Source organism: Xylophilus sp. Leaf220, assembly GCF_001421705.1.
In the GTDB taxonomy this organism is placed as follows: domain Bacteria; phylum Pseudomonadota; class Gammaproteobacteria; order Burkholderiales; family Burkholderiaceae_C; genus Xylophilus.
This window is the reverse complement of the sequence record NZ_LMKO01000026.1, coordinates 1-12,947: the sequence shown is the minus strand read 5'-3', so window position 1 is coordinate 12,947 and position 12,947 is coordinate 1. Positions and strand designations below refer to the sequence as shown.

Genomic DNA, 12,947 nt, shown 5'->3' with positions numbered 1-12,947 from the left:
GAGCGGGATCGGCGCGGGGGGCGCGTCAGCGCGCCGCGGCGGGGGCGGCAGCGGCGGCTTGCGGCGCGGTGCCGGCCGCGGCCGGCATGTTGCCGGTGGCCGCCGGCGCGCTGCCCGCGGCCCCGGTCGGCGCGGCACCCGCCCCGGTCGGCGCCTCGGGCACGTCCACCGTCACCGGCTTGACCTTCTCGCCCACCCGGGCCCGCATCGAGCCCTCGACCAGCAGCCGGTCGCCGGCGTTCAGGCCCTTCTGCACCACCCAGCGGTTGCCCACCGCGCGGCCCACGGTGACCTGGCGGCGCACCACCTTGTCCTCGGCATCGACCACCAGCGCGGTGGCGCGGCCGACCGCGTCGCGCTGGATGCCCTGCTGGGGCGCCAGCAGCGCGTCCTCGTCCACTCCTTCCTCGACCACCGCCCGCACGTACATGCCGGGCAGCAGCAGGCCGTCGGGGTTGGGCACCGTGGCGCGCAGCGTGACCGCGCCGGTGGTGGCATTGACGCTCAGACCGGCGAACTGCAACCGGCCCTCGCGGGCGTAGCGGCTGCCGTCCTCCAGGATCAGCCGGATGCGGGCCGCGTCGGGGCCGCTGCGGGTCAGCCGGCCGGCCGCGAAATCGCGCTTCAGGCGCAGCACCTCGGCGCTGGACTGGGTCACGTCGACATAGAGCGGGTCGAGCTGCTGGATGGTCGCCAGCGCGGTCGTCTGGTTGGCGGTCACCAGCGCGCCAGGGGTTACCGCCGAAGTGCCGATGCGCCCCGAGATCGGCGCGGTGATGCGGGTGAAGCCCAGGTTGATCCGCGCCGTCTCGACCGACGCCTGGGCAGTGGCCACGTCGGCCTGCGCCTGGGCGAGCGCCGCCTGGCTCTGGTCGTTGAGCTGCTTGCTGACCGCGTCGATCCGCACCAGCTCGGCGTTGCGCCCGGCCGTCACCTCGGCCGCCCCGGCGGTGGCCCGGTTGCGCGCCAGCGTGGCCTGGGCGCTGGCCTGCGCCGCCTGGTAGGTGGACGGGTCCAGCTGGTAGAGCACCTGCCCGGCCTTGACGGTCGCGCCTTCGGTGAACAGCCGCTTCTGCACGATACCGCCCACCTGCGGCCGGATGTCGGCCGTCAGGAACGCGCTGGTGCGGCCCGGCAGCTCGGTGGTGAAGGCCTGGCGCTGCGTCTTCAAGACGTAGACGCCCACCTCGGCCGGCCCCGCCGGCGGCGGTGCTTCGGCCTTGCGGGAACAGCCGGCCAGCGCCGCCAGGAGGATGAGCGCCAGCACGGGCTGGCACTGCACTGCGGGCAGCAGCGATCGGACGTTCTTCATGGGTTCTGGATTGGGAGGGACGGGCGATGGTGGCGGCGCTGTGTTAACCGGGAATGAAGCGGCAACATTCGTTCACATTTTGCCCGGACGATCGGATGCCGGTGTTGTTTTGCACCCTCTCCCCTCGACCGCTTCCGGGCACCCCGCCCGGGCCGGCCGCGCTCAGCCGATCCGGGCCATCGGCTCGCCCAGCCGCACCGCCCCGCCCGGCCCCCAGGCCGGATCGAAGCGCACCCCCGCCGCCTTCGGGAACAGCATCACCACGGTGGAGCCGAGCAGGAACCGGCCCATCTCCGCCCCCTTGGCGATCCGCACGTCCTGGTCGTCGTAGTTCCAGGTGCGCACTTCCTTGCTGCGGGAGGCGTTGACCGTGCCGTGCCAGACCGTCTCCATGCTGCCGACGATGGTCGCGCCCACCAGCACCAGGACGAAGGGGCCGAAGGCGGTGGAGAACTCGCACACCACCCGCTCGTTGCGGGCGAACAGGCCGGGCACGCCGCGGGCGGTGAGCGGGTTGACCGAGAACAGTGCGCCCGGCACGTACACCATGCGCCGCAGCCGCCCGTCGCAGGGCATGTGGATGCGGTGGTAGTCGCGGGGGCTCAGATACACCGTGGCGAAGCTGCCGTGGGTGAACTGCGCGGCCAGCGCGGCGTCGCCGCCGACCAGGGCGGTCGTGCTGTAGCTGTGGCCCTTGGCCTGGAAGATCTGGTCGTCCTGCACCGCGCCGAACTGGCTGATCGCGCCGTCCACCGGGCAGACCAGGGGCGCATCGGCGATCGGGCGGGCGCCGGGCTTCAGGGCCCGAGTGAAGAAATCGTTGAAGGTGGCGTACTGGGTGATGTCGGGCTGCAGCGCCTCGTCCATGCTCACCTTGTACTTGCCGACGAACCAGCGGATCAGGCCGGTGGTGGTGCGGCCGCGCTTCTTGGATGCGACCCAGCCGGCGAAATCGGTCAAACCGCGTTTGGGCAATGCGTACTGGGGCAGGACTTTGAAGCGGTCGGACATGTCTCGTTCTTCGGGCGTGGGGACAGCGTTCCATTCTAGGCAGGGATACCTGCCGCCCGCCACGCGCACTAACCCGTTACCGCGGCCCGCCGCCGGCCGCATTACCGGTCGCCGCGACCGCCGTGGCCCCCAGGGCCGCCGTGGCCTCCGCGGTCGCCGCGGTCGCCGCGGTCGCCGCGGTCGCCGCGGTCGCCGCGATGATCGCCCCTGTCCCCGCGGTCATGCCGATCGCCGTGCGGGCCGCGCGGGCCGGGGCCGCCCCGGTGGTCGTCGCCGCGGAAGTGGGGCGGGCCGCCGTCCCGGAAATGCGGCCGGGGGTCGGGCCGGGGGCCGCCCACCCAGTGCGGCTGCGGCGGGCGGGGCTGCACATAGCGCGGCGGTGGCGGCGGGTGGCCGCCCCAGTAGCGGCGGTCGCCGTAGAACGGCCGGTCGCGGTAGTGCGCGCCCCAGTAGTTGCCGATGGCGAAGCTGATCAGCGGAATGCCCACCGCGGCGCCGTACTGCGCCACCGGTGCCGGCCGGCCCTGGAAGGGATACGACAGGCTGGAGGCATAGACCCAGCCGCGCGGGCCGCCGGGCAGCAGCACGTCGCACCACTGGTACCCGGCGGTGCAGCCGGCCACGCCCAGGTGGGTGCCGGGGGCCAGCTGCGCGACCACCGGGTAGTTGCCGCCGGGGCCGGCACGTACGTTGACGCCGGTGTTGGTGACGGCCTGGCTGGCGGGCTGGGCCTGCGCCGCGGCGGGAAGGAAGGCGATGCACAAGGCACCGAGGCAGGCCGATGCGGCGATGCGCGAACTCTGGATCTGCATGGTGGACTCCTCTGCCCCGGCACGGCGGGGCCATGCGGTCACCTTAGCCCCCGGCCCCACCCCGGTCAATTGCATCCGGGTTTCTTTGCCGGGGCGATGCACCCCGGCGACCGGCGCTTTACAGACGTGACAAAGCAGCGGAGTTGGCCGCCAGCGGCCGCACCGGCATCGCGGCCACCGCCTGGCCGATCGCGCCGATGTGGTCGGGCGTGGTGCCGCAGCAGCCGCCGACGATGTTGACCAGCCCTTCTTCCGCGAAGTCGTGCAGCAGCCGGGCGGTCACGTCGGGCGTCTCGTCGAAGCCGGTGTCGCTCATCGGGTTGGGCAGGCCGGCATTGGGGTAGCAGCAGATGTAGGTGTCTTCGGCCACCCGGTTCAGCTCCTGCACGTAGGGCCGCATCAGCGCGGCGCCCAAGGCGCAGTTGAGGCCGATGGCCAGCGGCCGCGCATGGCGCACGCTGTGCCAGAAGGCGGTGACGGTCTGGCCCGACAGGATGCGGCCCGACGCGTCGGTGACGGTGCCGCTGATGATCAGCGGCAGGCGCTCGCCGCTGGCCTCGAAGAATTCGTCCACCGCGAACAGCGCGGCCTTGGCGTTGAGGGTGTCGAAGATGGTCTCGACCAGGATCACGTCGGCACCGCCCTCGACCAGCGCCGCGGTCTGCTCGTAGTAGGCGGCGCGCAGGCTCTCGAAATCGACGTTGCGGGCGCCAGGGTCGTTCACGTCGGGGCTGATGCTGGCGGTCTTGGGCGTCGGGCCCAGGGCGCCGGCCACGAAGCGGGGCTTTTCGGGCGTGCTGTACTTGTCGCAGGCGGCTCGGGCGATGCGGGCCGACTCCAGGTTCATCTCGCGCGCCAGGTGCGCCATCTCGTAGTCGTCCTGGGCGATGGTGGTGGCGCCGAAGGTGTTGGTCTCGATCAGGTCGGCGCCGGCGGCCAGGTAGCGCTCGTGGATGTCGCGGATCACGTCGGGCCGGGTGAGCGACAGCAGCTCGTTGTTGCCCTTCACGTCCTTGTGGAAGTCGGCGAAGCGCGTGCCCCGGTACTGTGCCTCGTCCAGCTTGAAGCGCTGGATCATGGTGCCCATCGCACCGTCGAGGATGGCGATGCGCTGTTCGAGGATGGCGGGCAGCTGGGCGGCGCGGGTGTAGGCGGGCGTGGACATAGGTGCGCGATTGTAGGAAAGGCGCCGTGCCGCGGGCTGTCCAGGGGCATGCACGGCAGGCCCATTCAACACCGCTGGGCCCCGCTCAGGTCCGCAGCAACCGGCCCAGCACCTGCGGCAGCTGCGCCGCATGCCGCAGCACCGCCGCACCGCCGGGCCCGAACGCGCGCACCAGCGCGGCCGGGCGGGCCGGCGGCACCGCCAGGCAGCGCACGGCGATGCCCTGCGCGGCCGCCTCCTCCACCGCGCGGGCCAGGTCGGCCTGCAGGTAGCCGGGCGTGTGCACGTCCACGTCGTGCGCCTCGCCGTCGGTCAGCAGCAGCACCAGCGGCCGGTGCTGCGCGGCGCCGGCGGCATCCTGCCCGCAGGCGGCCAGGCCGTGGCGCAGCACCGTGCCGAGCCGGGTGGAACCGGCGCAGGCCAGTTCCGCGATACGCGCCGCGACCGCCGGCGTGTCGACCGTGTCGGCCCAGGTCTGCAGGCAGGCGAGGTCGATCCGGTGCCGGCCCCGGGAGGCGAAGGACCACAGCGCGCCGCGGTGGCCGCGCAGGGCCAGGGCCTGCAGCGTGGCCAGCGCCACCGTGCCCAGCCGGTCGATCGGCCGGCCCCCGGGCACCGCGTCGCCGGTGGAGACGGAGGTGTCGAGCAGCACCGCGACCGCCAGCGGCCGGTGGTCGGGCTGCAGCCGGCGGTACGGGTCGGCCGCGGGCGTCTGGCGCAGGCGCTGCTGCAGGCGCGCTTCGACCAACGCCGCGGCGTGGAAATCTTCGCCCCGGGCCGCGCGGCCGGCGGGGCGCAGCGCGCCGCCCGCAGGCAGGGCCTGCGCGCAGCGGCGGGCCAGGGCGGACACGCCGGCGGCGGCCTGCCGCCGCGCGGCCGGGCCCACCGGGCGCGGCGGATGCTCGAACACCTGGCACCACGCGGGCCGGTAGCGGCCGATGCGCGCGTCCCATTCGGCATAGGCGACCGGCGTGCCCCCGCCGGGCCCGGCGCCTTCGCCCGGATCGCCCTGCTCCGCCGCGCGGGCGGCATCGGGCGGGCGGGGCCGCTGCACCGCATCGGGCGCGGGTGCCGCCGACGCGCCGCTGCCGCCGCCCTCCAGCGGCGTGGCCGAGGGCGGCAGCGTGTCGTCGGGTTCCCACAGCCAGTGGTGGTCGTCGCGGTAGGCGGCGTGTACCCGATAGGTGGCGGCGTTGAAGGGCAGGCGCATCTGGCCGATGTCGTGGCCCAGCACCGACGCGGCCTGCCGCACCTCGGCCGTATCGCGCAGCGCCAGGCCGCCCTGCGGGGTGTAGAACACCGCCCGGGCGCGCGCCACCCAGGGATGCGGATCGGCATGGCCCGGGTCCAGCAGGCAGTGCGACAGGCGCGCCAGCAGTGCCTCGAACTGCAGGCCCTGCGGCGCGTCCGGCCCGGCATGGAAGGGCAGCCAGATGCCGCGCAGGCCGGGCAGCTCCTGCAGCGCCAGCCATTCGACCCGCGCATCCTCCAACGCGCCGAAGAGGGCCTGCTGCACCGGCTTGAGCCTGGCCCGCGGCGCGGGCGGGCCGCCGAAGCGCCAATGGGCCGCGGCATGGCTGGCGGTGGCCTGGGTCCAGCCGGGTGGTGGCGGGGGCGGTGCGGGCGGCAGGTGCAGCACGGCGGGCTCGGGCGCGCGGCCGGTCAGCACCGGGCGCAGCGCGGTGGCGGTGGCCGTGCGCGTGGCCGGCTCGTCCAGAGTTGCCACCCGCGTGGGCAGGCCCCACAGGGCGAAAAGATACGCCGGCCAGCGGCCGATGGAAGGCGCAGTGGCCGCGCCCTGCGGGGCCGATGCGGCTCGCGCTGCAGGTGCCGGCGCGAGCGCCTGCAACGGCGACTGCGACGGTGCGGTCGGATGGGGGACCGTGGCCTGCGCGTGCGACTGCAACACGGTCGCCCCCGCCTCAGGCGAAGGCCGCATGCACCAGATCGCGCAGCACCGCCCCGCGCTCCGCATCGTCGGCCAGCGGTGCCGCGACGGCCTGCAGGCAGGCGGCGCGCGGCGGCAGGCCGGCGCGCACCAGTTGGGCCGCATGCACCAGCAGCCGGGTCGAGGCGCCCTCCTCCAACCCCTGGTCCTGCAGCCGGCGGGTGCGGCCGGCCAGGGCCACCAGCCGGGCGGCCAGGTCGGCCGCCACGCCGCCCTCGGCCGCGACGATGGCCGCCTCGACCTCGGCCGCCGGGTAGTCGAAGGCCAGCGCGGTGAAGCGCTGGCGGGTGGAGGGCTTCAGCGCCTTGTGCAGCCCGTGGTAGCCGGGGTTGTAGCTGGCGACCAGCAGGAAATCGGGGTGCGCCGGCAGCAGCTCGCTGCGGCGGTCGAGCGGCAGCACCCGGCGGGCGTCGGCCAGCGGATGCAGCACCACCACCGCGTCGCTGCGCGCCTCGACCAGCTCGTCCAGGTAGCAGATGCCGCCGTGCCGCGCGGCCAGGGCCAGCGGGCCGTCCTGCCAGCGGGTGCCGTCGGCATCCAGCAGCCAGCGGCCGACCAGGTCGCCGGCGGTCAGGTCCTCGTGGCAGGCCACGGTGACCAGGGGCCGGCCCAGGCGCCAGGCCATGTGCTCGACGAAGCGGGTCTTGCCGCAGCCGGTGGGCCCGGTGAGCAGCACCGGCAGCCGCACCGCGGCGGCCGCCTCGAAAGCCGCCACCTCGCCCGCCACCGGCTGCCAGTGCGGCTCGGCGGGCAGCCGCCAGCCGTCGAGCGGGGACGCTGCCGCCGCCACGGCCTCCGGGGGCATGGTGGTCATCGTCGTCGTCGCGGTCACCTCAGCGGTGGCCGGCGGTGGCGGGGTTGGGAATGCCCTCGATCGGGCACTCTTCGGTGCCCACCATCGGCCGGGTGATCGCCTCGACCGCCTTGCGGGTGCCCTCGGGATCGTTGACCCAGCGGGTGTAGAAGTCGTACGGGCAGGCGGCCACGCCCTGGTCGCCCTCCTGCGAATTGATCATGCCGGTGTAGCCGCGGTGCAGCAGCTTGAACAGGTGGTTTTCGCTCTGGCCGTTCTTGCGGAAGTCGCGGATCAGGCTGGTGGAGAGCGCGGCGTACTGCACGCCGTAGTCTTCCTCGCCGCATTCGCCCAGCGTGCGGCCGTCGAAGCCGATCAGCGCGCTGTGGCCGAAGTAGCTGTACACCCCGTCGAAGCCCGACGCGTTGGCCACCGCCACGTAGCTGTTGTTGGCGAAGGCCATCGCCTTGCTCATGAGGATCTGCTGCTCCTTGGCCGGGTACATGTAGCCCTGGCAGCGCACGATGAGTTCCGCGCCCTTCATCGCGCAGTCGCGCCAGATCTCGGGGTAGTTGCCGTCGTCGCAGATGATCAGGCTGATCTTCAGGCCCTTGGGGCCCTCGCTCACGTAGGTGCAGTTGCCGGGGTACCAGCCCTCGACCGGCACCCAGGGCATGATCTTGCGGTACTTCTGCACGATCTCGCCCTGGTCGTTCATCAGGATCAGGGTGTTGTAGGGCGCCTTGTACGGATGCTCCTCGTGCTGCTCGCCGGTGAGCGAGAACACGCCCCACACCTTGGCCTTGCGGCAGGCGGCGGCGAAGATCTCGGTCTCTTCGCCGGGCACGGTGGCGGCGGTGGCGTACATCTCCTGGGCGTCGTACATGATGCCGTGGGTGCTGTACTCGGGGAAGATCACCAGGTCCATGCCCGGCAGGCCCGATTTCATGCCGACCAGCATGTCGGCGATCTTGCGCGCGTTGTCGAGCACCTCAGCCTTGGTGTGCAGGCGGGGCATCTTGTAGTTGACGACGGCCACGCCTACCGTGTCCTTGCTGCTGGAAATATCGCCGTGGATCATGGTCTGCGCCTTCTGTGTCGGGGGTGGAAACCACCCGATTCTGGGAACGCGCGCCGCCCCTGCGAATACGTCGAACGACGTAGGCCGACGGCCGCCAGGGGGCATCCCGGACCCCCGCCGCCAGAAAGCGCGAAAATCATCGGTTGTTGATCCGTCCCCCCTCCCAAGGAACCCAAGCGCATGAGCACGACGCAACCGACCATCATCTACACGCTGACCGACGAGGCCCCGGCCCTGGCGACCGCCGCCTTCCTGCCGATCGTGCGGACCTTCGCCAAGCCTGCGGGCATCAACGTCGAGACCAGCGACATCTCGGTCGCCGGCCGCATCCTGGGCCAGTTCCCCGAGCGCCTCACCGAAGCCCAGCGCGTGCCCGACAACCTGGCCGCACTCGGCAAGCTGACGCTCTCGCCCGACGCCAACATCATCAAGCTGCCCAACATCAGCGCATCGGTGTCGCAGCTGGTGGCCGCCATCAAGGAACTGCAGGGCAAGGGCTACGCGATTCCCGACTACCCCGAGAACCCGACCACCGACGAAGAGAAGGACATCCGCGCCCGCTACAACAAGTGCATCGGCAGCGCGGTGAACCCTGTATTGCGTGAAGGCAACTCCGACCGCCGCGCGCCCAAGGCCGTCAAGGAATACGCCCGCAAGAACCCGCACAGCATGGCCGAGTGGAGCCAGGCCTCGCGCTCGCATGTCTCGCACATGCACCACGGCGACTTCTACCACGGCGAGAAATCGATGACGCTCGACAAGGCGCGCGACGTGAAGATGGAGCTGGTCGGCAAGAGCGGCAAGACCACCGTGCTGAAGGCCAAGGTCTCGCTGAAGGATGGCGAGATCATCGACAGCATGTTCATGAGCAAGACCGCTTTGCTCGAGTTCTACGAGAAGGAGATCGAGGACGCGCACAAGACCGGTGTGATGCTCTCGCTGCACGTCAAGGCCACGATGATGAAGGTGTCGCACCCCATCGTCTTCGGCCACGCGGTGCGCATCTTCTACAAGGAAGCCTTCGCCAAGCACGCCAAGGTCTTCGAGGAGCTGGGCGTCAACGTCAACAACGGCATGGTCGACCTGTACAACAAGATCGCCACCCTGCCGAGCGCCCAGCAGGACGAGATCAAGCGTGACCTGCACGCCTGCCACGAGCACCGCCCCGAGCTGGCGATGGTCGATTCGGCAAAAGGCATCACCAACTTCCACTCGCCCAACGACGTGATCGTCGATGCATCGATGCCCGCCATGATCCGCAACGGCGGCAAGATGTGGGGCGCCGACGGCCGCCTGAAGGACACCAAGGCGGTGATCCCCGAGAGCACGTTCGCCCGCATTTATCAGGAGATCATCAACTTCTGCAAATGGCACGGCAACTTCGACCCGAAGACCATGGGCACCGTGCCCAACGTGGGCCTGATGGCCCAGCAGGCCGAAGAGTACGGCTCGCACGACAAGACCTTCGAGGTGCCCGAAGCCGGCGTGGCCAACATCGTCGACCTGGCGACCGGCGAAGTGCTGCTGAGCCAGAACGTCGAGCAGGGCGACATCTGGCGCATGTGCCAGGTCAAGGACGCCCCGATCCGCGACTGGGTGAAGCTGGCCGTGACCCGCGCCCGCAACTCCGGCATGCCGGCGGTCTTCTGGCTGGACCCGTACCGCCCGCACGAGAACGAGGTCATCAAGAAGGTCAAGACCTACCTGAAGGAGCACGACACCAGCGGCCTGGACATCCAGATCATGAGCCAGGTGCGGGCGATGCGCTACACGCTGGAGCGGGTGATCCGCGGCCTGGACACCATCAGCGTCACCGGCAACATCCTGCGCGACTATCTGACCGACCTGTTCCCGATCATGGAGCTGGGCACCAGCGCCAAGATGCTGTCGGTCGTGCCCCTGATGGCCGGCGGCGGCATGTACGAAACGGGTGCCGGCGGCTCTGCGCCCAAGCACGTGCAGCAGCTGGTGGAAGAGAACCACCTGCGCTGGGATTCGCTGGGCGAATTCCTGGCCCTGGCCGTGAGCCTGGAAGACCTGGGCCTGAAGACCGGCAACCAGCAGGCCACCCTGCTGGCCAAGACGCTGGACACCGCCACTGGCAAGCTTCTGGACAACAACAAGAACCCCAGCCCCAAGACCGGCCAGCTGGACAACCGCGGCAGCCAGTTCTACCTGGCCCTGTACTGGGCCCAGGAACTGGCCGCGCAGACCGAGGACACCGCCCTGGCGGGCAAGTTCGCGGAACTGGCGAAGACTTTGGCTGCGAACGAGCAGAAGATCGTGGGCGAGCTGGCGGATGTGCAGGGCAAGCCGGCGGATATCGGGGGGTACTACCTGACCGATCCGAAGAAGACGGAGGCGGTGATGCGGCCTAGTGGGACGTTGAATGCGGCGTTGGAGGCTGTGACGAGCTGATGGTGTTTGCCGGCTAACAGCGGTGCTTTTTGATCGATGAAAGCCATACCAGCCGAGACGGCGGGTTTGGCTTTTCATCGGTATTGGCGCACAAGATGGACCTTCGTCGATGTGCTTTGGTACTACGTGGCCGCCGATGAGTTCATTCTGGAATTTTTAGATTTGCCCAAATGGGCGAATGCTGGAGTTTTGAAGACACGACGTAGGACTGCCTTTTTTATCGGACACGGCAGCTTTAAAACTGTTGTCCAGTTCACGTTAGATTGCTACAGCCACATCACTCCCACCATGTCTACCGACGTAAACGAATTCGATCAGTATTTGAAGAGCCGCCTGTATCGCGACTTGCTGTTCCGTACTATCGTTTGGTTAGCTGTCTCTTTGGCTACAGGCATCCTCGCTATCACATTGGTTGGCTCGACTGCTCTCTCGTATTTCGAACGTGTCGGCAACACCCTCGCGCCGCTAGTAAACAGTATTGGAGTGGGCGGACTTTTAATGTGCTTACTCGCGCTTTTCTTAAAAGATCTTGAGTTTGTTAGCAAGAACGCGAAGACCGTTGACGCAACCCGCGGAATGCTCGGGGGCTTTGCAAGGCGACTCGCTGGAGATATTTCTCTATGGACGCTTGGCGCACTAGTTGCGATGCTCTCCGCCATGATCATCGCGCTGTTGCATACCTCAATGTCGAAGTCGGAAGTGGGATCCGTATGTGTCCTCGCCTTCTTGCTCGTTCTTATGACGGCGTTGACATCGATCGCAAACGTATTTGTTCGTCGCTCAGGCCCCACGCCATGGGCGAATAGGTTCAAGAATTCGGCTTGGCTAGTAGTCGCATACGCCGGGGCGTTCGCCTTCTTGGTCGGGCGGCTACTTACGGCCGCAATCTAACCCCTCGTTTCAGCGGACTGCCTTCGGCAGCCGCTGAACTCAAACGTTAGAACTCACTCACACAGGTTCCGTATATGTCGAAATCCATTAGACAAGACTTTCCTGCTGGAGTTGTTCGTAAAGTTGCGGAACGAGCTACCTATATCTGTAGCAATCCTTCGTGCCATCGAATCACGATAGGGCCCGATCAAGCGTTACCCAATAGCTCCATAAAAACAGGGGAAGCTGCTCATATATGCGCCGCCAGTCCCGGCGGGCCAAGATATGACATGTCTCAGTCAGAGCAGGAGCGAAAGGGCATCAGCAACGCAATATGGTTATGTGGCGCTTGCGCAGACTTAGTTGATAAGAATCAAGGTAAAAGCTACCCGGCAGACTATCTGCGCAAATGGAAGCATGATCATGAAGCGTTGATGAAAGAATGCCTAGAGGGAGGCAAGCGACTTGTTTTTCAATTTCTTCCGCATCGTCACGACATGCCTCTTGCTCGCCGTGTCGTAAGCATCCTCGAAGACAAAAGCGCACTTTACCAACCATACGCACAAGAGGATCCCCGTAGAGTTCTAAACTCACTGAAAGATCTGCGCACGTCTCTCACAGCGATTCGCGCCGAGATCGATCCAGAGTCTCCTCTGTCGGTAATTACGGAGTCACTCATTCGCGCATGTCGGCACTATATGAATACAACTCCAGACAATCCAAGAACTGACGAACTAAACTTTTCTCTTGGCGCGGTCCGTAAGATAGTAGGCATTAATGTTGGTGACTTACTGCGTCACTACAAAATACCGGTCAGCCACGAATTAAGCTCCATTATTCCAAAGTGAGTTCTAACAATTCTTTAAAAACGGACGGCTACGCCGCCACTTAACGCCAGCGTTAGCACAAGCATTCTAAGTGCATTGCAACACACGCAAAATGAACAAAAATACCATTGACAAAATTTGGAAAGACACACCAGAGATAGTAAGAAGCTATCTTCACCTTCTACCAAGTTATGAAAAGATTTGCGAAGAGGTAGAATACACAATTAGTTCAAAGATCGAAGCAGCAGGAATAGAAATTGCACACACGTCATGTCGCGCAAAATAATTAAATAGCTACTGCGAGAAAATAGGTAGAAAAAACTACTCAGATCCTCTAAAGGAGATAACCGACTTGGCGGGAGTAAGAATTGTCTATCTTTACCCATCCGATCTACCAAGGATTGAAAAAATCATCGAAAAAGAATTTGACGTAGTTGAAAAGCAAAACAAACTTCAGGAGCACAATACCGAAAAATTTGGGTATGGTGCCCTGCACTATTTAGTCAAGATTAAAAAGAAAAATAGTGGCGCTCGTTATGACGACCTCAAACAATTGATCTGCGAGATACAAGTCAGAACTATTCTTCAAGATGCATGGTCTTTAGTCCGCCCTGAACAACCCGCAAGCCGTTGATCTGGTTCGTAGTTCTTCGGGTTGATGGGCGCGGGATTTGCAAGATATGGTTTTGCCAGTACCTGTTTTCTTGCAA

General features: G+C 66.9%; 10 protein-coding genes and 1 pseudogene. 4 read left to right on the top strand and 7 right to left on the bottom strand.

From position 1 onward, the window contains the following. Positions 1–25: 25 nt before the first annotated feature. The 7 genes from ASE76_RS17325 to ASE76_RS17295 all read right to left on the bottom strand — a co-directional run bounded on the left by ASE76_RS17325 (position 26) and on the right by ASE76_RS17295 (position 8,122). Positions 26–1,312, bottom strand: coding sequence for an efflux RND transporter periplasmic adaptor subunit (locus tag ASE76_RS17325; RefSeq protein ID WP_055842473.1), 1,287 nt, complete (start codon positions 1,310–1,312; stop codon positions 26–28). A 162-nt stretch (positions 1,313–1,474) separates the two neighbouring features. Then, positions 1,475–2,323: an archaetidylserine decarboxylase gene (gene asd, locus ASE76_RS17320; RefSeq protein ID WP_055842470.1), complete on the bottom strand. Its 849-nt coding sequence runs from the start codon at positions 2,321–2,323 to the stop codon at positions 1,475–1,477. A gap of 101 nt (positions 2,324–2,424) precedes the next feature. After that, positions 2,425–3,135: an SH3 domain-containing protein gene (locus ASE76_RS17315; RefSeq protein WP_055842466.1), complete on the bottom strand. Its 711-nt coding sequence runs from the start codon at positions 3,133–3,135 to the stop codon at positions 2,425–2,427. A gap of 118 nt (positions 3,136–3,253) precedes the next feature. After that, positions 3,254–4,300, bottom strand: a complete 1,047-nt coding sequence (locus ASE76_RS17310; RefSeq protein ID WP_055842463.1) for a homocysteine S-methyltransferase family protein — start codon at positions 4,298–4,300, stop codon at positions 3,254–3,256. A gap of 85 nt (positions 4,301–4,385) precedes the next feature. Continuing rightward, entirely contained in the window at positions 4,386–6,209 is a 1,824-nt protein-coding gene (locus ASE76_RS17305) for a nitric oxide reductase activation protein NorD (protein ID WP_236698511.1), read from the bottom strand. Positions 6,210–6,222: 13 nt separating this feature from the next. Next, positions 6,223–7,062, bottom strand: a complete 840-nt coding sequence (locus tag ASE76_RS17300; RefSeq protein WP_236698510.1) for a CbbQ/NirQ/NorQ/GpvN family protein — start codon at positions 7,060–7,062, stop codon at positions 6,223–6,225. A 19-nt stretch (positions 7,063–7,081) separates the two neighbouring features. Next, positions 7,082–8,122: an aliphatic amidase gene (locus tag ASE76_RS17295; RefSeq protein ID WP_055842457.1), complete on the bottom strand. Its 1,041-nt coding sequence runs from the start codon at positions 8,120–8,122 to the stop codon at positions 7,082–7,084. 180 nt (positions 8,123–8,302) lie between these two features. Here ASE76_RS17295 and ASE76_RS17290 point away from each other — a divergent pair, with 180 nt between their 5' ends. The 4 genes and pseudogenes from ASE76_RS17290 to ASE76_RS20195 form a co-directional block, all read left to right on the top strand. After that, positions 8,303–10,540, top strand: a complete 2,238-nt coding sequence (locus ASE76_RS17290; protein ID WP_055842453.1) for an NADP-dependent isocitrate dehydrogenase — start codon at positions 8,303–8,305, stop codon at positions 10,538–10,540. 36 nt (positions 10,541–10,576) lie between these two features. Further along, complete coding sequence (locus ASE76_RS20720) at positions 10,577–11,431, top strand: hypothetical protein (RefSeq protein ID WP_156362857.1); 855 nt, start codon at positions 10,577–10,579, stop codon at positions 11,429–11,431. Between the two features lie 74 nt (positions 11,432–11,505). Further along, entirely contained in the window at positions 11,506–12,258 is a 753-nt protein-coding gene (locus ASE76_RS20200) for a hypothetical protein (RefSeq protein ID WP_082448690.1), read from the top strand. A gap of 280 nt (positions 12,259–12,538) precedes the next feature. Further along, positions 12,539–12,871, top strand: a pseudogene (locus ASE76_RS20195) (hypothetical protein); the annotation flags it as partial. Between the last annotated feature and the right edge of the window lie 76 nt (positions 12,872–12,947).